Genomic DNA, 17930 nt, shown 5'->3' with positions numbered 1-17930 from the left:
GACCAACTGCTCATGCACCGTTGCTACCCCACTGAATCCAAACAGGGAATCCCTCACGCGATTTGTGCAACAAAGCCTAAAGCACTTGGATGTGATCAGTCGAAAGCGACACCCATGTCCGCTCCGTGCTGGCAGCATTGAAAATCCCTTCGCCGCGCTACGTACTGCTGCGGCTTGGCGAGAAGGCACAGCGCCTGTGAGGTCGCGCGATTTTACGTCGGTGCGCGGCCTCACTACTTCGCATCCTCCCTTCCTGCCGACCTGACCAAAATTCGTTTCGGGCTGGGCTCCGCCAAATTAGCGTAGTGGGCAGCCTCGGATTGTGAATGCGCAGTGGAACAACTATATTGAACACATAGGCAAAGGGCCCGCATCCGTTGAAACACTCGCTTCCAAAGCGTCGAGATCCATACCAGATGGCAGAGGAGGCTTTGGCTTCGGGTTGGCAGAGCGTGGATACCATCCCATTGAAGGGCGAGGGTGAGTTCTTGGTGCTTACCCTGTCCGGCCTGGTCAGGCTTGCCAGAAACCGAAGAAACTACCGGAAGTTCCGAAAAGCCGATGGTTACGGTCCAAAGCGTCTTACTGTCTACGCGGTCGAAAGCGGAAACTATCTTGGCGCTATTGCGTGGAAATGGTTGGAAGGATAGCTGTCTGTGTTGCGGCGGAACGACGAGTTAGACGGAACTTCATTGCCGCGGTAATCCCCCCATTTTTTTGGGGGGGCATCAGTAGAATCTAAGCTGCTTTCAATTTCTGTATCGGTGTTAAGCCACCCAGCCCCATGTTTGGTGGTTCATTGTTGTATGTCCAGAGCCAACCTAAGGTCTGCTTTTTCGCCTAATACTGGAGTTGCTCAGGATGAAGCTATCGCAAAAGTTGAATTTCGTGGTCTAAAACAGATTTTTCTGGACGGCAGAAACAACTACCTGATTTACTTGCGGAAAGTTTGAGCATCGCAAGGTTCGTGTAGCTTGGATTGGAAAAGAAAGCTTCTAGATACGCCCAAATTTCGTCGATTGCCAATGCTGAGCCAATCGGAAGCCTGCTGTTTTACACTCACCTTGGGTTGCTTTTGTTCGCTGCACTCGGCGCCTATTTTTTGTTCGGTCACCTAGAGTTCGTAGCAGCATATTCTGTGTACGCGATCTTGCTCACAGCCGAAAAAAAATGTGCGCGCGCCGCGGCGAACACGGGCAAAACATCCTTGTATCCGACAGTCTTGTCGCTCCTTTTTTTGAGAGCTGTCGCGTTTAACGTTATAGTTCTTCTGGTTTGGCGCTTAGATGGCGACGTTTTTAAAATGGCGGCGCTTGCCCTATTGGTTACTGCGACAATAAACATAATGGTGTTTCACGCGACCTACCGCCCAGTCATGGCTTGTGTTGTTGCACCGATTGCTTCGTCCTTTGCGGCTATCGCTACTTTAATCATCATGGAAGAAAGCTGGACAACAGCATCCGTAGGCGCCGTTGCTGTCGTGGTATGCGTAGTTCCATATTTTGGGTTGGCACTGTCTGCTGCACAAAACCAGTGGCAGGAATTGAGTTCAACGAAAGACGCATTGGATCAAGCCAATCGATTGGACGCTATCGGACAGGTCGCAAGTGGTGTGTCTCACGACTTCAACAATATCCTCGGTGTCATCGCAGGTAACTTGCATCTTCTGGAACTTGAGCATGACCCAAATGAAAGAGCGGCCCTGATTCAGTCAGCAAATGAGGCAGTGGAGGGCGGAGCATCACTCAGTCGACAGCTGCTTACAATGGGCAAGCAACAGGCACTAAGACCGGAGGCTGTGTCACTTAGCGCCCTAATCGACACATTCATCGTATTTTGCAGGAATGTGTTTCCCGCATCAATTGCAGTGGATGCGCGGTACACAGAGGAAGATCCGACAGTTTATGCTGATCCAAACCTCCTGCAATCGGCGTTGTTGAATGTGGCGCTTAACGCCAAAACAGCCATGAAAGACGGCGGCACGCTCACCCTTGAGTACGGTTTTGAAAAAACCCGTTCAAAGTGGAAGGGAAAGTTGCAACCGAAGAGTGCCTTCATCTCAGTGTCTGACACAGGCGTTGGCATGAGCGAAGAAACAATCAAAAAGTCATTTGAACCGTTCTTTTCTACGAAACCCATCGGAGATGGTTCAGGTCTTGGTCTACCCATGGTGAAGGGTTTCATAGAACAATCGAACGGTCACATTTTTCTGAGCAGTATCGAAGGCAAAGGTACAACGGTCAGGTTGTGCTTGCCTGTCGCGACTGAACGATCTCAACCCACCGAACCAACGACCGCTCCAATTTCGACGGCTGTCCAAAAAGGCAGTTTCGTCCGCATCCTACTGGTCGAAGACAACCGTGAATTGCGCCGAATTTTGCGTCTCATGTTAGAAAGACTTGCCTACGATGTCGTGGCATTTGAGAGCGGAGACGAGGCTGCCGGTTACCTATCAAGCGATCCGACTGTTCACCTTGTGCTGTGCGACTTCGACCTCCCAGGGAAACTGCAAGGCGATGATTTACTGGCATTGGTCAAAGCCGAGTACAGAGGGATGCGATTCATCCTCATGTCCGGATTTGCGCCCACCGAGAAATTCGCCGATACGGCTGCGCTCTCAAAAGCGGATCTTTTTTTGCCCAAGCCCATCAAGCTTGCCGACCTCCAGGTCCATGTCGAAGGGCTGCTTGATGCGCCTTGACTAGGAACGCTGTGTACGGCAGCTGAAGTTCAGTCCATGCTGGATACGCCATGGTTGAAATCGAATTTGGTTAAGTGCGGGTTGCGTCACTCAATCAGTCCAAACAGGAGAGACATTTTGATGGCCAAGTGACCGTGTAGTGCAGGCTTTCCAATAGTTGTTTCGGTTCAAACTGGCATTCAAATTCGTCAGACTTTGCAAAGTCCGCTTTCTCTGCTCCGAAGTTTTGGTTTTGCGTCCGCAGCGAACTTCCGCTTTCCGCCCATTTTGTTGAAAAACTCTTCCTTGATTGCCGGTTAAGTCGATGATTCAATTCGTTCTGTAGGGAGGGATTGGCAATGTTGGGACAGAGGCAAGAAGCGCAGGCGGCGTTGATTTGTGTGTTCTAGCTGGAAGACCATGTACCGCAAGATCATCTGCTTCGGTCGAATGACAGGTTTGTCGATCTGCGCAGCATCCGCGGCCATCTTGCCGACTTCTACAGCCACACGGGCCGCCCTTCTGTCGATCCAGAACTCCTAATCCAGATGCTCTTGGTGGGGTATTGCTTTGGTATCCACTCCGAACGGCGGTTGTGCGAAGAGGTCCAATTGAACCTAGCGTATCGCTGGTTCTGCAGTCTCGATCTCAATGATCGGATCCCGGACCACTTAACGTTTTCGAAGAACAGGCACGGTCGTTTCCGGGACAGCGAACTCCTGCGCCATCTGTTCGAGACGACAGTGGCGCGCTGCATCGTAGAGGGTCTCTTGAGCGGTCAACGCATGGCGGTTGATGCCAGTATGATCGAGGCGGATGCGAACAGGCAGTTCTCAGCCTCCAAAGAAGGATGGGATATCAATCGCATTGATGTTGCGGCCGCTCCACGCGCTGTGCGCGAGTATCTCGATACATTAGATAAAGAGGCGTTTGGTGCCGCGAGCGAGGTGCAGCCGAAGTTTACGTCCTTCTCTGATCCGGCCAGCCAGTGGACCGCAGCACGCAAAGGGCCGGCTTTCTTTGCCTATTCGGACAATTACCTGATCGACACAGATCACGGTGTTGTAGTGACGTAGAGGCGACGCGGTCAATCCGGCAGGCTGCAATGGGATCAACCAAGACCATGTTGAACCGGGTAAAAGATAAGTTCGATCTAGATCCTGAACGTCTGATCGCGGATACCGCCTACGGCTCCGGCCCGATGCTGGACTGGCTGGCGAAGCGCAACATCGCGCCGCACATTCCGGTGATCGACAAAGCAGGTCGCACCGATGGCACATGGTCCCGTGCCGACTTCGAATGGGACGCCGATAACAACCAGTACATCTGCCCTGACGGCGAGGCGCCCAAGCAATTCCGCCGGAATTATTCTGATCCGAACCGTGGCCCCACGGGCAAAGGTGTCGCCAAGTATCGGGCTCTCAAACACAAATGTCCGGCATGCCCGTCAAAGATGAAGTGCTCCCCAAACGCCGATACCTGCAAGACCACCCGCGAAGAACATGAAGGCGCCAGTGATGTTGCGCGCGCCATCCGAAAAATTAAACAGTACAAAGTATCAACCAAACGCAGAAAGAAGGTTGAAATGTTCTTCGCCCATCTCAAACGTATCTTGGGGTTGGGACGATTGCGATTGCGTGGCCCATGCGGCGAAAAAAACGAATTCCTCCTCGCCGCAACCGACCGGAACCTGCGCGAACTAGCCAAGATCTTTCCTGCACCGCAGCAAACGCAAAAAGCCTGATCAGAAAGGCGCTTGTGCTCCGTTCAGCACGTCACTTTCTGCGCCCGCAATTTTTTTTGTTTTTCAGCAGAATCCGCCCGAAACGATTGCGCCCGCGCGGTCGACGCTCTCTTTTGGCTTCTGTACTGTCAATCGACTTCCTTGCCGATTAGGCGTTTTTGTATCAGCCGCAGTGGTCACATAAGACTAGTAATAAGAGTGCGAACTGATTCAGCTTGCAGGAACCGACCGTGGACACCATATCTAGACGGAAGTGATCGTAGGGGTCATAAATACATGGCATCATACAGTGGATTTTTACGCAAGGCTCCCAGCGGGCGTTTAAAGGCGTATTTTGCAGCAAAAATTATTGGAATGCCTGAAGAGTTCAATTGGATCAGTGCTGGCCGCGGTACAGCATTTGTATCAGACCTCAACGCGGTCATTAACGATCTGCCTGCAGCCCAACAAGACCGCCTCAAGGCGGAACTGGATCATCTTGCTAGTCTGGCCAATGATGCCACGATGGTGAGCGCTGAACAGGTCTGTCCGATGATGGGCATTGATCTGGAGGGCTTTGAAGGTGTCCAAGACGTGCTTTTGATGCTGGCGTTGGATTACCCAAAAGCATTTGAACGAGTGGCCGTTCAAACCTCTTTGAACAGACGCACAGGCGGCAAGAATTGGTCTGCTTTCCAGTTTGACGATGACGGACAGGCATGGGCGTTGGAAGACGATATAGTGCGCACTGCATTCGTTACTGACGCAATAGGCATTTTGAATCTGCCCGCACATCGCAAACGCGAGGCCGATTGGTATCGCGCAGTGCGCATTCATCCTATCACGGGCCAGGAAACTGAGATTGTCCAAGCGACAATCTATGTTGAAGACCGCGCCGCCAGTGAATTGACCTTTGGACCGTCGGAAGGTTTGGAGCGAAAAGTATTTCAGCGAGTGTTAGAACTGGGCATAGCCTGTAAACCAACTGAGCGAATTGTCGAGATTTGCGCCGCTGGTGGAAAGAAGGTCCGCGATGAATATGCGCAAGCCTTTTCAAAGCACTTTGCGCCAGGCTCCGAACCACCCATAGAAGCACCGCGCCGCGACCTATTGCTGAACACGTTGCGATCTAACCCCGCGTTTCCAGTAGAACCGGCAGATGGCGTGGAGGGCGTAGAGGTTTCGTCGCTCGATTTTTTCTCAACTGGCGGCGGTATTGCTCGCTTTGAGAAACGTGGTGATGGCGAAACGATCTATCAATTTCTCGACGGACGGTTCGGGCAGGTATCTCCGCTCAAGGCCGGTGGATGGCAGATCGTGGCTGCTACCCTGCGGATTGTCATGGCGGCGCAAGATGGGAAGCGCCGCCGCACGCTGACCGTAACCTTGCGCAGCCCGAACACCACCACAATCCCCAACAAGACCGAAGCAGACTACCAACTGGCCATCAACTTGTTGGAGCGATGGAACCTGATTGCGCCGCCGTCGCCCGAACTTGACGTGATCGAGGACTACTAATTGGACGCGGTTTCCTTGCTCTGTGAGATCATCGGGCAAGCCGGGAAGGTCGCGGCGCATGCCTATCGGGGCGATGCGCGATATGGCGTGTTGCTAGATGCCGGTCTGATCCAACGCGACGGTTTGGTGCAATCGGTGCTCTGTGAGAATTGCGACATACCGCACGATGCCGAGATCGCCTTCGAGGGCGGGACTTACGGCCATTATTGCCCCGAACTAGGATTTGTCCATGTTGAGTATGCGGACCTTGTTGCCGTCCGCGCCAACCTTGCCTCGCTGGTGGAACAACTACACGCTACCTTTGAGTGTTCGCAGGGGGGCATATCGCAACTCGGGCCGCAGACATGGCGTGTGGGGCTGGTGGACACACCCGGCGGGCGAGCGGTTGTTTACTTTCACACCTGCCTTCAAAATGAAGATAATCTGGTAAGCCTTGAGAACGCCCTGCGCGGTCAAATACGGCGCGAATACGCCCTTGTCGTCACCGCCGCTGGGCATTTGCCGTATCGTGACGCCGGAACCTTCACTCTCGACCAGATGGTCCAGTTGGACTTGGGGGCGACGCGCCTACGGAAGTCTGTGAGTGTAGCCGAATCCGTAGGCGCGCCGCCAAGATCGACCGGCGGGCGACCGAGCATTTACCGCGACCGCTTTAAGGCCATGCTTGCAGATCGTGCCGCGCGAGGAGTGGCAGAGAAGGGGCGAAACGAGGAAGCAAAGGCCGTTTTGCTGGATTATCGCAGGCAACGCCCAGACGACCCGGCTCCCAAACTGTCTACGGTGAAGGCATATGTCTCCGAATTTCGGGGTGGATGAAAACTGGATGGAAACCCAAGCCCTGTTTTGATCCAGCATAAGTCCGCGACGGTTCACCCATCTTCAAATGATGGAGTTTGAACCATGACGGACCTGAACGAACCAACCCCGAAACATGCCCCAATCGCCGTGTCCCCGGACGAGGCGGCACGGCTTGCAGGCATCGGACGCACAACGCTTTTTGCGGCGTTGGCCAAAGGCGATTTGCCCAGCATCAAGATCGGCACGCGGCGACTTGTCCGGGTGGACGCGATCCGAGACTGGCTGGCACGGCATGAGGCGTGAAACCATATGCCCAAGTCAGCCAAACTTAGCGGAATAAAATCGCTCCGCTGCTACACGATCCCAGAGGCGGCGGATGTCACCGGCGTCTCTGACCGCACCATTCGGGCGTGGATCAAGCAAGGCCTGATGGCCATGACGGATGAGCGGCCAACGCTGGTTCGTGGCGATGCACTCATCAGCTACATCCAAGGCCAGAGACAGGGGCGAAAATCGCGCCTGTCGCCTGACGAGTTCTATTGCTTGAAATGCCGCGCAGCCCGCAAACCGGCGGGCGGTCTAGTCGATTGCGAAACGGATGGCACCCGCGCGAAACTCACCGCGTTGTGCGAGACCTGCGACACGATCATGCACAAACCCATCGCGCATGAACGCGTCGTGATCCTCGCCAATGTTTTCGATGTGACGTTGCGGGGCGAGGCACCCGAAACGCCAGACACCCGTTCCGAAACAACCGCCAGGAATCGACATTAAAGAGGCGGACAGATGCCCCCCTGATCTTCCACTTGCAGCCTGCCGCGATTGGCAGGGTTCTTGACAGGCGAAACATGAGCAAATTGGAGGCTCTGATGACTACCCAACTCAACGAAAAAAACGAGCGGACCAAGCGCGAGTTCCTGACCTATCGAAAGCACGCCAAGCAGGTCTCGGACAAGACCCTGGACCGCGAGATTGCCCATCTTGAGCGCTTCGACCTGTGGAACAAACGCAGGGATTTTGCGAAGTTCCACATTGATTGGGCCGTGGGCTTTCGTGAACATCTGGACCAAGCCAAAGGCGCGACCGGCAGGCCGCTGGCCAAATCTACCACCCGTACGATTATGGCCACACTCCGCGAGTTCACACTGTGGCTATCCCAGCAAGAGGGGTTCCGGCGCAGGATCAAGACGGCTGACTCCAGCTATTTCCAACTGTCCCGACGCGATGAAGCCGAAGCCCGCGCCGCCCCCGAGCGACCTGCGCCCAGCCTTCGCCAAGCAAAGCGCGCCATGTCCATGATGCCCAGCGAGACGCCGCGCCAAATGCGCGACAAAGCGATCTTCGCGCTGCTATGCCTCACCGGCATCCGCGTCGAGGCGCTGACGTCGCTCAAGATCAAGCACGTGGATTTGGATGAAAAGTCCGTCACACAAAACCCGCGCGAGGTGGCCACCAAGTTCGGCAAGCGAATTGACACGTTCTTCGCCAAGGAGTTTGCAGAGGCCGAAGCCCCGCTGCGCGACTGGATAACCTATCTCGACGAGGCGGCACTCTACAGCCCCGACGATCCCTTGTTTCCCGCCACGGCCCTGTCGGCGCAGTCAAATAAAGGGTTCACAGCCTGCGGGTTCACCCGCGCGCATTGGAAGACGACCGAACCTGTCCGCAAGATCGTCAACACCGCTTTCGAGGTGGCCGGTTTGCCCCCTTATGGTCCGCACGCTTTCCGGCACATGCTGGCCCGCCACGCGGCGAAGACCAGCAAGACCGTGGCCGAGTTCATCGCCAACGCGCAAAACCTTGGCCACTCGGACCCGCTGACCACTCTTCGTAGCTATGGACAAATCAGCCGAGACGATCAACGTCGCCTGATCACCGGGGAAAGAGAGTGACGGAATGGACAGCTCAAGCGGACGCCAAGTGTGGGAATGAGTGTGGGAACGCAAACCCAAAAGGTAAATGCCATCGTTTAAAAACAAGGGGAAAGTAAGAGTGAATGGCGGAGAGACAGGGATTCGAACCCTGGGTGGGCTTGCACCCACAACGGTTTTCGAGACCGCCCCGTTCGACCACTCCGGCACCTCTCCGCGGGGGTCTGGTGCGCCCAATTAGAACCTACGCCGTCCGAGGGCAAGGCAGTTTTTGCGCAAACTGACGCACACGGGAAATTTGGTGGACGTGCCAGCCAAATTGCATACGTTGAAACGCACCTGTTTCGCCGACATCGCGCGCGACGGGCAGACCGAAGGGATCATTATGCGCGTTTTACGTCTGTGTTTGTTGTCTGTGTGGTGCGTTGCCGCGTTGCCGGGCTTGGTTCTGGCGGCAGACCGCGCCAAGTTGCAGGACTTTCTCGAAGTCACCGGCTTTGACGTGGCACTAGAAAGCATCCGATTGACCGCCAGTTCCGCACCTCAAATCCTTGGGATGCAAGCGGAAACATTCGGAACGGAGTGGATCAGGCTGACCGAAGAGGTGTTTGCCACCGAGACCATGCATGACATGGCGCTCGATATCCTAGAGCAAACGCTGGACGACGAAATGTTGACCCATGCGGCGGATTTCTATGCCACAGATCTCGGACAACGGCTGGTCGTGGCGGAAAATGCGTCTCATCTGACCGAAGATGACAGCGTGAAATTGGAAAGCGGCGCAGACATCGTTGCCGCCTTGGAAGGCATCGACAGCCCGCGCCTCGACTACATACGCCGTATGAACGCGGCCTCCGACAGTGCTGGCACGGCTGTGCGGGCCATACTTGAGGTGCAGGTACGGTTTATTATGGCCGCCGCCGGCGCAGGCGTGATCGAACTGCAGCGCGACGAAGAAGGGCTGCGCGAGCTTTTCAAAGCGGACGAAGAGGCGATGACAGCCGAAATTGCGGCGGGCGCGCTGACGGGTGCGGCCTATACCTATCAGTCCTTTTCGGATGCCGAAGTGCTCACCTACGCCGAGGCGCTTGAGCATCCGCGCATGCGCCACGTTTATGACCTGATGAATGCGGTGCAATACGAGATCATGGCCAATCGGTTCGAAGCACTGGCCGTTGCAATGCAGCGCTTGCAGCCCAGTCAGGAGTTGTGATGACACGCTTTCTAACAAGTGTTGTTTCGTTGTGGATGCTGTGCGCGTCTGCGGTTGCGGCGGACGTTGATGCGGTAGTCGACGCGCTTGGCGTACCTGAACTGATCCGGATTTTCGCAAGTGAAGGTGCGGAGAGCGGCGCGTTTGTCGATGAGGCGTATCTGGGCGGGCAGGGCGGCGATGTCTGGGCTGAAACCGTGCGACGCCTCTATGACCCTACTCGGATGGAACAGGAAATGCGGGCGGTCATGCAGGCGCAGCTGGACCCGGACATGGCCGAACAGGCGTTGTTGTTTCTGCAAAGCGACCTGGGCGCCAAAGCCATCGCACTGGAAGTTCAGGCGCGCCAAGCCTTCACCGACGACACAGTTGAGGCTGCGGCGCGGTCTGCGCCCTCTGCTCAGAGTGAACAAGTGACCAAATACCTCGGTGCGCGCGCGCTGGTGGCACGAAACACGGATGTGGGCGTCGCGGCTCGTATCGCCTTTTTCGAAGGGCTTATTGACGGCGCGGGCACAGGTGACTTGCCCGACACAGACGCATTGCGTGCGGCCATCGCAGAAGACAGCGAAGGCTGGCTGCGCGGGTACTATGCACTGATCCAATCTGCGATGACCGCAGACGAAGTGGCAGTCCTGACGGCGTTCTGGAAAACCGACGTTGGGGACGCCGTGGACGATGCCCTGTTCGAGGCGTTTGGTCAGAGCTATGTCACGCTGTCCTATGCCATCGGACAGGCCGCCGGACGATTGGCGCCACAAAACGAGCTCTAGCGGCTTTGGTGCTTGACTCATTCCCATGATCTGCGGATAAGCCCGCATCTCTGGCCAGCACGACGCTGGCCGGTTTTGATTCAATGACGTCCCCAAATGGGACGCGCTGTTCGAGGCGGGCGTGCGCAAGGCACGGTCACAAACACCGGGGTACCGGGGCCACAGGACGCGGTAGACAAAGGAACGACCATATGTTCGCGGTTCTGAAAACCGGCGGCAAACAGTACAAAGTTCAATCGGGCGACACGCTCCGCGTTGAAAAACTGGCCGCAAATGCAGGTGACAAAGTCCAATTCAACGAAGTTCTGATGATCGGTGGCGACAGCCCCGTCGTTGGTTCGCCCGTTGTGGCCGATGCAGGCGTCCAAGCCGAAGTCATCGAACAGATCAAGGGTCCCAAGACGATCAACTTCGTCAAGCGCCGCCGGAAGCACAGCTCCAAGCGGACCAAGGGCCACCGCCAGCAACTGACGCTGGTGCGTGTGACCGACATCCTCGCCTCTGGCGCAGGCAAGTCGGGCGTGATGGCTGCTGAAAACGGCGCAGGCTTTGGCGTGGCCGCCGTGGTTGCCGCCGCCGCTGCACCGAAGAAAGCCAAGAAAGCCGAAGCCCCCAAGGCTGAAGCACCCGCCGAGGCCCCCAAGAAAGAGGCCAAAAAGGCAGCCCCCAAGAAGGCCGCAGCCGCCGCAGGCGCTGACGATCTTAAGGAGTTGTCCGGTGTGGGCCCCGCGCTTGAGAAAAAGCTGCACGAAAACGGTGTCACCACGTTCGCGCAAATCGCGGCATGGACGCCCGAAGATGTTGCTGATATGGACGAGAAACTGTCTTTCAAAGGCCGGATCGAGCGTGAAGGCTGGATCGCTCAGGCCCAGGAAAAGACCAAAGGTTAAGGAGAGAGACGCATGGCACATAAAAAAGCAGGCGGTTCATCCCGTAACGGTCGCGACTCCGCTGGCCGCCGTCTTGGCGTGAAGAAATATGGCGGCGAAGCTGTCATTCCCGGAAACATCATCGTGCGTCAGCGCGGCACCAAGTTTTGGCCGGCCGAAGGCGTTGGCATGGGCAAAGACCACACGATCTTTGCAACTGTCGACGGCGCTGTGACCTTCCACAAGGGTCTCAAGAACCGTACGTTCATTTCCGTGCTCCCAGTCGCGGAGGCCGCTGAATAAGCCGGACCCACAAGGTTTTGAAAATCAGGGATCGGCGGACACCGCCGGTCCCTTTTTCTTTTTCAAGCGAGGGCACATCATGGCCCAACACGACAAACCCATTCTGACCGGCCCGCGCGTGACACTGCGCGACACGGGACCTGGCGATGTGGATGCGCGCTTTGCCCTCGGCAACACGCCGCAAATCCATGCGATGTTCGGGGCGGACCCCGCGCAAGTGCGGGACATCACCCAAGAGGCTGCTGAGTTCTGGGTGCAATCCCAGACAAACGAGGCCTATGCGTGGATCATCGAGGCCCATGGCAAGCTGATTGGCGCGCTGCGGCTGCACACGGTCAATCACGCGGACAAACGCGCCCAGATTGCGATTGGTATTCTGGATCCGGATGCGCTGGGGCAGGGGTTTGGCACCGAAGCGATGCAGCTGTTGGCCGCCCATGCGTTTGATACGATGGGCCTGCACCGCCTTGGATGCCGTGTGCTGGACTTTAACGCCCGTGCGATTGGGTCCTATGAAAAGGTTGGTTTTGTCGTCGAAGGGCGGGAACGTGAGGCTGCTCTGATCGGTGATGCCTGGCATGACGACCTGATGATGGGTCTTCTGGATCGCGACCTGGTGCGGTTGCCATGAGCGTCGCGGCCGCCACATTCGCCGTCTTTGCGGCCAGCCAGATTGGAACGCCGGGGCCTGCGAACATGGCCCTGTTGGCCACTGGCGCACGCTTTGGGTTCCGGGCGGCGCTGCCGTTTGTGGCAGGTGTCGCCTTGGGCAAACAGTTTGTTATCTGGCCGGTGGGCTTTGGCTTGATGGAGCTGGCGGCACGGGCGCCTTGGGTGTTCGAAGCGCTCAAATGGGTGTCAGCGGCCTATATCCTGTGGCTGGCATGGAAGGTTGCGCACCTGCGCCTCGGCCCGTCCGATGCGGCAGCAACCCCGCCAGGATTTGCCGCGGGTCTTATTGTGCACCCGCTCAATCCCAAGGCATGGGCGATGATCGTGGCCGGGTTCACCGGCTTTGTCAGCCCCGGCACTGATCCCGTTATCGCAACGGCAACCATCGCCGCGATATTGCTGGCAACGCAGGTTGTTCTGCATCCTTTGTGGACACTTGCCGGTGATCATATCGCGCGGACCCTCGCAGGAACCCGTGCGGAACCCTATCTGATGTACACCCTCGCAGGGCTGACCGTCGCGTCAGTGCTGTTTGTTTTGTTCGGAGGAGGAACATAACAATGGAGATGGAGAAGATCGTGACCCAACCCGTGATCGAGACCGACCGCTTTGTGCTGCGTCCATTGCGCAAGTCCGACATGGGCTTGATCGAAATGTATGCCAGCGATGCCCGTGTCGCGCGTATGACGACGTCCCTCCCGCACCCGGTGCCGCCCGCAATGACCGAAGCCTTTGTCACCCGTGCCATGTCAGATGACCGGGACGAAGACGTCTGGGCCATGGACGGGCTCAAGACCGGTGGTGCCGAAGTGATGGGCGTGATTTCTCTGCAACGTATGGATCGCAACCAGTCCGAGGTTGCCTATTGGGTTGGACCGCCTTTCTGGAACACCGGTCTTGCGTCGGATGCTGTGCAGGCCTTGGTCGACGCCAACCCGATGCAGAACGACACGATGTTTGCCGCGGTCTTTCAGGACAATCCGGCCTCGGCCCGTGTGCTGACGCATTGTGGTTTCGAATATCTGGGTGATGCAGAATCTTTCTGTGTTGCCCGCGATGCCGCTGTGCCCACTTGGACCTACAGCCGCAAACTCTGACCCCCGCACTCCGGCCTGAGGGGACGCGCGCGAAACGCCGTTCCCTTTGGCCGCGATCTGCACTAGGACCCCAGCCATGAAGTTTCTTGATCTGGCCAAAGTCTACATCCGCTCCGGTTCGGGCGGGAACGGGTGCATCTCGTTCCGGCGCGAAAAGTATATCGAATACGGTGGCCCCGATGGCGGCGATGGCGGCAGCGGCGGATCGGTCTGGGCCGAGGCAGTCGACGGGCTGAACACGCTGATCGATTTCCGCTATCAGCAGCACTTCTTTGCCAAGAACGGCGTGCCCGGCATGGGACGCCAGCGCACGGGCAAGGACGGCGACGATATCGTGCTGCGTGTCCCCGTGGGGACAGAGATCCTCGATGAGGATCAGGAAACGCTGATTGCCGACATGACCGAGCTGGGCCAACGCGTCGAACTGGCGCGCGGGGGCAATGGCGGTTGGGGCAACCTGCACTTCAAATCCGCCACAAACCAGGCACCGCGCCGGTCCAATCCCGGACAGGACGGTGTGGAACGGACGCTTTGGTTGCGGCTCAAGCTGATTGCGGATGTGGGCCTGTTGGGTCTGCCCAATGCGGGCAAGTCGACCTTTCTGGCGACCACGTCCAATGCGCGCCCCAAAATCGCGGATTACCCGTTCACCACATTGCACCCGAACCTGGGCGTCGTGGGTGTGGACAACGCTGAGTTCGTCGTCGCCGATATCCCCGGCCTGATCGAAGGCGCGTCCGATGGGCGGGGCTTGGGCGACTTGTTCCTTGGTCACGTGGAACGCTGCGCGGTGTTGTTGCATTTGATCGACGGCACGTCCGAAGACGTGGCTCAGGACTACGCCACGATCATTGGTGAGCTGGAAGCTTACGGCGGTGATCTTGCGGAAAAACCGCGCATCACGGTCCTGAACAAGATTGACGCGCTCGACGACGAAGAGCGTGCGGAGGCGCGCAAAGCGCTGGAGGATGCCTCGGGCGGTCCGGTCATGATGATGTCCAGCGTGGCCCGCGAAGGTGTAACCGAGGTGCTGCGCGCGTTGCGCGGTCAGATTGATGACGACCGCCTGCGCATGGCTCCGCAGGAAGAGGTCGAGCCATGGCGTCCCTGACAACAGCACGTCGATTGGTGGTCAAAATCGGCTCGGCCCTGTTGGTCCACCGCGACACCGGCGACTTGCGCGCGGATTGGCTGCGCGGACTGGCCGAAGATGTGGCATGGCTCAACGCGGCTGGTGTCCAGGTTGTTCTGGTGTCGTCCGGGTCAATTGCGCTGGGGCGCGGCGTTCTTGGCCTGCCAGGCACGGACCTCGCATTGGAACAGTCTCAGGCCGCAGCAGCCGTGGGTCAAATCCGACTGGCGCGCGCCTACGAAGAGGTAATGACCCCCCACGGCATCACCACCGCGCAAGTGTTGATGACCCTCGAAGACAGCCGGGACCGCCGCCGCTACCTCAACTCCCGCGCCACATTGGAGCAACTCCTGTCATTGGGTGCGCTTCCGATTGTGAACGAGAACGACACCGTTGCGACGGATGAAATCCGCTTTGGTGACAATGACCGGCTGGCGGCACAGATTGCGGCAACCATCGGGGCCGACACCCTTGTCCTGTTGTCCGATGTCGATGGCTTTTACTCCGCAAACCCGTCCGACGATCCCAATGCTACGCGCTATGACGTTATCGACCAGATCACGCCCGAGATTGAAAAGATGGCAGGCGACGCGGGTTCGGGGCTGTCCAAGGGGGGTATGAAAACCAAGCTGATGGCGGCCAAAACGGCAACAGCCGCAGGCTGCGCGATGGCGATTTGCCATGGTGCCGCGTTGCGCCCGCTGCAGGCCTTGGACACAGGCGCAAACGCGACGTGGTTCACCGCGACACTTGACCCGCAAGCCGCGCGTAAACGTTGGATCGCCGCGATGAAACCGTTGGGCACTGTAACACTCGACGCAGGGGCTGCGCGTGCTTTGTCGCGTGGAAACAGCTTGTTACCCGCCGGAGTTCATGCAGTGCATGGTGCATTTGGGCGCGGCGACCCTGTCGCGATCTCTGATCAAAACGGGCATCAAATGGGCATTGGGCTCAGCCGCTATACAGCAGACGAAACCAAGAAGATCAAAGGCCACCAAAGCGCTGAGATCGAGGGCTTGTTGGGGTATCCGGGCCGCGCCGCGTTGATCCATCGGGATGATATGGCGCTGTAACGCAGGCAAACCTATATTCGTGGCGGACCTTCCGCCGTTCAAAGGACGCGACACATGAAAGATCTTGCAGATATCCCCGCCTTGATGGCTGACATTGGTGCGCGTGCCAAAGCGGCGTCGGCCAAACTGGCGTTTGCGAGTGCAGAGCGCAAACATGCGGCGCTGATTTCTGCGGCGGAACATGTCTGGGCCAACCGCGATGCGATTATCGCGGCCAATGCGCTGGACATGGAATTCGGTCAGAACAAAGGTCTGTCAGCGGCCATGATGGACCGCCTGCGGCTGGACGAAGAGCGTGTTCAATCCATTGTCGATGGTCTGCGCGCTGTGGCGGAACAGGCCGATCCCGTTGGTGAGGTGCTGGCCGAATGGACCCAGCCCAGCGGCTTGAACATTCAGCGTGTGCGCACGCCACTGGGCGTGATCGGCGTCATCTACGAAAGCCGCCCGAATGTGACTGCGGATGCGGGTGCGCTGTGCCTTAAGGCGGGGAATGCGGTAATCCTGCGTGGCGGTTCCGAGAGTTTTCATTCCTCCACGGCGATCCACGCCGCTTTGATCAAAGGGTTGACAGATGCCAATTTGCCCGAAGATGCGATCCAGCTTGTGCCCACCCGTGACCGCGCCGCCGTCAGCGAAATGCTCACGATGACAGGCATCATCGACGTCATTGTGCCGCGCGGGGGCAAGGGGCTGGTCGGGTTGGTGCAGCGCGAGGCGCGTGTGCCGGTCTTTGCCCATCTCGAGGGGATTGTGCATGTCTACATCGACAAGGAAGCGGACCCAGAGACGGTCTTGAAGGTCGTGTTGAACGCCAAAACCCGGCGCACGGGCATTTGTGGCGCGGCGGAGTGTCTATTGATCCACAAAGACGTGGCTGACACGGTAGGGCGCGGGGTTGTCGGCGCGCTGATGGATGCGGGTGTCACGGTGCACGCGGACGCAGGGTTGCAAAGCCTGGACGGCGTTCTGGCGGCGACCGATCAGGACTGGGGAAAAGAATACCTCGACATGGAGATTGCGGCGCGCATTGTTCCGGACCTCGACAGTGCGATGGACCACATCCGGACCTATGGATCAAACCACACCGACTGTATCCTCACCGAGGATGATGTTGCAGCGAACCGTTTTCTGACGGAGCTCGACAGCGCAATCTTGATGCACAATGCGTCGACGCAGTTTGCTGATGGTGGCGAATTTGGCATGGGTGCCGAGATTGGGATCGCAACGGGCAAGATGCACGCGCGCGGTCCCGTCGGTGCGGCTCAGCTGACCAGTTTCAAATACCTGGTGCGTGGTCAGGGGACTGTGCGCGCCTAGAAATGGATGCGCAGGCGCTCTGGTTCGATGTCATGTGTAATTGACCGGCTGGCGTCGCGGGCGACGGCAGGCAATAGCGCGTATTGCACATGTGCCGGCGCTAGATTTTGCGGATCAGCGCCGCCCAGCAAAGCCCACAACGCGGGGTCGGGGTTCGACTTGGGCGAGAAACCTGTGATCGTCCACACTCCGTTGTCGCAATTCACCTCGACGCGGCCGCCGTAGGGCATGCTGGTTTCCAGACATTGGATCGCGAGGAACGCCATGCGCACGGCCCACCGTGGTTTTTCGTCCAGCGGCCCATAGGCCACCTTGAGGCGGCTGCCTTTCATGGTGTCGGACAGGATCGACACCACTTCGGCACGGCCCATGGGTTGTTCGCTGGCCGCACCGTAGGCGATGCGGAAAAAACGGATACGCGCGCTAGCGTTTTCCACGCTTTCGGAAATGAGGTCTATTTCCGGACCGTCCCGTGCATCCGACATGCCCAGCAATTCCAGACCGTTGTTGATCGCGCCGATTGGCGATATCAGGTCATGGCAGATGCGGCTTCCGATCAGAGCGGCGAGATTGACGTTACTCTGGCCCATGGGCGGCCCCCACAAACTGAGTTCCGGAAAGGTCGGATATGGAAGATCTCAACGCCATTTTGGCCCCCGGCATGTTTGTGCGGCATCCCGACCATACGGAGTGGGGTATCGGTCAGGTCCAAAGCAACATTGGTGCGCGTGTCACAGTCAATTTCCCGGAAACCGGAAAGGTCGTGATCGACGGCACCCGTGTGGCCTTGGTCGCCGTGTTTGATGCCTGATTATCCTTTCTGAATCATTAACGCGATGCAACCATTGGTCGTGATGATACATCAGAGACTTTACCTTGGCCGTCTTG

At 57.6% G+C, this 17930-nt stretch carries 18 protein-coding genes, 1 tRNA gene and 1 pseudogene; 18 read left to right on the top strand and 2 right to left on the bottom strand.

Translation table 11 applies throughout. The annotated features are described in order from the left end of the window. Positions 1-979 precede the first annotated feature (979 nt). The 7 genes and pseudogenes from Q0936_RS07940 to Q0936_RS07910 all read left to right on the top strand — a co-directional run bounded on the left by Q0936_RS07940 (position 980) and on the right by Q0936_RS07910 (position 8611). Positions 980-2701: an ATP-binding protein gene (locus tag Q0936_RS07940; protein WP_299145257.1), complete on the top strand. Its 1722-nt coding sequence runs from the start codon at positions 980-982 to the stop codon at positions 2699-2701. 389 nt (positions 2702-3090) lie between these two features. Beyond that, positions 3091-4424: pseudogene (locus Q0936_RS07935) on the top strand (IS1182 family transposase). A 276-nt stretch (positions 4425-4700) separates the two neighbouring features. Then, positions 4701-5921: a hypothetical protein gene (locus Q0936_RS07930; protein WP_299145259.1), complete on the top strand. Its 1221-nt coding sequence runs from the start codon at positions 4701-4703 to the stop codon at positions 5919-5921. Next, positions 5922-6737 carry a hypothetical protein gene (locus tag Q0936_RS07925; RefSeq protein ID WP_299145261.1) on the top strand — a complete coding sequence of 272 codons (816 nt, stop codon included), beginning with the start codon at positions 5922-5924 and terminating at the stop codon, positions 6735-6737. It begins immediately after the preceding gene. Between the two features lie 84 nt (positions 6738-6821). After that, positions 6822-7022: a helix-turn-helix domain-containing protein gene (locus Q0936_RS07920; RefSeq protein ID WP_299145263.1), complete on the top strand. Its 201-nt coding sequence runs from the start codon at positions 6822-6824 to the stop codon at positions 7020-7022. 6 nt (positions 7023-7028) lie between these two features. Continuing rightward, positions 7029-7493 carry a helix-turn-helix domain-containing protein gene (locus tag Q0936_RS07915; RefSeq protein WP_299145265.1) on the top strand — a complete coding sequence of 155 codons (465 nt, stop codon included), beginning with the start codon at positions 7029-7031 and terminating at the stop codon, positions 7491-7493. Between the two features lie 95 nt (positions 7494-7588). After that, complete coding sequence (locus Q0936_RS07910) at positions 7589-8611, top strand: tyrosine-type recombinase/integrase (RefSeq protein WP_299297832.1); 1023 nt, start codon at positions 7589-7591, stop codon at positions 8609-8611. A 105-nt stretch (positions 8612-8716) separates the two neighbouring features. Here Q0936_RS07910 and Q0936_RS07905 read toward each other — a convergent pair. Then, positions 8717-8806 (bottom strand) — tRNA-Ser (locus Q0936_RS07905). Between the two features lie 91 nt (positions 8807-8897). Here Q0936_RS07905 and Q0936_RS07900 point away from each other — a divergent pair. From Q0936_RS07900 to Q0936_RS07855, 10 genes are all read left to right on the top strand, one after another. After that, entirely contained in the window at positions 8898-9803 is a 906-nt protein-coding gene (locus Q0936_RS07900) for a DUF2059 domain-containing protein (protein ID WP_299297830.1), read from the top strand. Further along, positions 9803-10576: a DUF2059 domain-containing protein gene (locus Q0936_RS07895; RefSeq protein WP_299297828.1), complete on the top strand. Its 774-nt coding sequence runs from the start codon at positions 9803-9805 to the stop codon at positions 10574-10576. The genes Q0936_RS07900 and Q0936_RS07895 overlap by 1 nt, the downstream gene beginning before the upstream one ends. A gap of 191 nt (positions 10577-10767) precedes the next feature. Further along, positions 10768-11466 carry a 50S ribosomal protein L21 gene (locus tag Q0936_RS07890; protein WP_299297826.1) on the top strand — a complete coding sequence of 233 codons (699 nt, stop codon included), beginning with the start codon at positions 10768-10770 and terminating at the stop codon, positions 11464-11466. 12 nt (positions 11467-11478) lie between these two features. Continuing rightward, complete coding sequence (gene rpmA / locus Q0936_RS07885) at positions 11479-11748, top strand: 50S ribosomal protein L27 (protein WP_299145275.1); 270 nt, start codon at positions 11479-11481, stop codon at positions 11746-11748. 79 nt (positions 11749-11827) lie between these two features. After that, positions 11828-12379 carry a GNAT family protein gene (locus tag Q0936_RS07880; protein ID WP_299145277.1) on the top strand — a complete coding sequence of 184 codons (552 nt, stop codon included), beginning with the start codon at positions 11828-11830 and terminating at the stop codon, positions 12377-12379. After that, positions 12376-12978 carry a LysE family translocator gene (locus Q0936_RS07875; protein WP_299297824.1) on the top strand — a complete coding sequence of 201 codons (603 nt, stop codon included), beginning with the start codon at positions 12376-12378 and terminating at the stop codon, positions 12976-12978. The genes Q0936_RS07880 and Q0936_RS07875 overlap by 4 nt, the downstream gene beginning before the upstream one ends. Before the next feature lie 2 nt (positions 12979-12980). Then, the gene (locus Q0936_RS07870; protein ID WP_299297823.1) at positions 12981-13517 is read left to right on the top strand and encodes a GNAT family N-acetyltransferase; all 537 of its coding nucleotides are present in this window, start codon (positions 12981-12983) and stop codon (positions 13515-13517) included. 76 nt (positions 13518-13593) lie between these two features. Beyond that, entirely contained in the window at positions 13594-14628 is a 1035-nt protein-coding gene (gene obgE, locus Q0936_RS07865) for a GTPase ObgE (protein WP_299145282.1), read from the top strand. Next, positions 14616-15722 (top strand): glutamate 5-kinase, encoded by a 1107-nt coding sequence (proB, locus tag Q0936_RS07860; protein WP_299297821.1) that lies wholly within the window; start codon positions 14616-14618, stop codon positions 15720-15722. Before obgE ends, proB begins: the two co-directional genes overlap by 13 nt. Positions 15723-15776: 54 nt before the next feature. Further along, a complete protein-coding gene (locus Q0936_RS07855) occupies positions 15777-17042 on the top strand; it encodes a glutamate-5-semialdehyde dehydrogenase (RefSeq protein ID WP_299297819.1) in 1266 nt (421 codons plus the stop codon). Here the strand turns inward: Q0936_RS07855 and Q0936_RS07850 are convergent. Continuing rightward, positions 17039-17632 (bottom strand): histidine phosphotransferase family protein, encoded by a 594-nt coding sequence (locus tag Q0936_RS07850; RefSeq protein ID WP_299145289.1) that lies wholly within the window; start codon positions 17630-17632, stop codon positions 17039-17041. The two genes, Q0936_RS07855 and Q0936_RS07850, sit on opposite strands and share 4 nt — an antisense overlap. Before the next feature lie 38 nt (positions 17633-17670). On the opposite strand from Q0936_RS07850, the gene Q0936_RS07845 reads away from it, so the two are divergent. Further along, positions 17671-17853: a DUF3553 domain-containing protein gene (locus Q0936_RS07845; RefSeq protein WP_299145292.1), complete on the top strand. Its 183-nt coding sequence runs from the start codon at positions 17671-17673 to the stop codon at positions 17851-17853. Positions 17854-17930: the final 77 nt, after the last annotated feature.

Source organism: uncultured Tateyamaria sp., assembly GCF_947488715.1.
Classification (GTDB): domain Bacteria; phylum Pseudomonadota; class Alphaproteobacteria; order Rhodobacterales; family Rhodobacteraceae; genus Tateyamaria.
The sequence above is the reverse complement of the archived record's forward strand: the minus strand, read 5'-3'. Positions and strand labels throughout refer to the sequence as shown.

What these genes read in the sequence shown, in the direction of transcription:
- Q0936_RS07930 (WP_299145259.1), top strand. Translation starts at nt 4,701, where the DNA reads ATGGCATCATACAGTGGATTTTTACGCAAGGCTCCCAGCGGGCGTTTA.
- Q0936_RS07920 (WP_299145263.1), top strand. Translation starts at nt 6,822, where the DNA reads ATGACGGACCTGAACGAACCAACCCCGAAACATGCCCCAATCGCCGTG.
- Q0936_RS07915 (WP_299145265.1), top strand. Translation starts at nt 7,029, where the DNA reads ATGCCCAAGTCAGCCAAACTTAGCGGAATAAAATCGCTCCGCTGCTAC.
- Q0936_RS07910 (WP_299297832.1), top strand. Translation starts at nt 7,589, where the DNA reads ATGACTACCCAACTCAACGAAAAAAACGAGCGGACCAAGCGCGAGTTC.
- Q0936_RS07895 (WP_299297828.1), top strand. Translation starts at nt 9,803, where the DNA reads ATGACACGCTTTCTAACAAGTGTTGTTTCGTTGTGGATGCTGTGCGCG.
- Q0936_RS07890 (WP_299297826.1), top strand. Translation starts at nt 10,768, where the DNA reads ATGTTCGCGGTTCTGAAAACCGGCGGCAAACAGTACAAAGTTCAATCG.
- rpmA (WP_299145275.1), top strand. Translation starts at nt 11,479, where the DNA reads ATGGCACATAAAAAAGCAGGCGGTTCATCCCGTAACGGTCGCGACTCC.
- Q0936_RS07880 (WP_299145277.1), top strand. Translation starts at nt 11,828, where the DNA reads ATGGCCCAACACGACAAACCCATTCTGACCGGCCCGCGCGTGACACTG.
- Q0936_RS07875 (WP_299297824.1), top strand. Translation starts at nt 12,376, where the DNA reads ATGAGCGTCGCGGCCGCCACATTCGCCGTCTTTGCGGCCAGCCAGATT.
- Q0936_RS07870 (WP_299297823.1), top strand. Translation starts at nt 12,981, where the DNA reads ATGGAGATGGAGAAGATCGTGACCCAACCCGTGATCGAGACCGACCGC.
- obgE (WP_299145282.1), top strand. Translation starts at nt 13,594, where the DNA reads ATGAAGTTTCTTGATCTGGCCAAAGTCTACATCCGCTCCGGTTCGGGC.
- proB (WP_299297821.1), top strand. Translation starts at nt 14,616, where the DNA reads ATGGCGTCCCTGACAACAGCACGTCGATTGGTGGTCAAAATCGGCTCG.
- Q0936_RS07855 (WP_299297819.1), top strand. Translation starts at nt 15,777, where the DNA reads ATGAAAGATCTTGCAGATATCCCCGCCTTGATGGCTGACATTGGTGCG.
- Q0936_RS07850 (WP_299145289.1), bottom strand. Translation starts at nt 17,632, where the DNA reads ATGGGCCAGAGTAACGTCAATCTCGCCGCTCTGATCGGAAGCCGCATC.
- Q0936_RS07845 (WP_299145292.1), top strand. Translation starts at nt 17,671, where the DNA reads ATGGAAGATCTCAACGCCATTTTGGCCCCCGGCATGTTTGTGCGGCAT.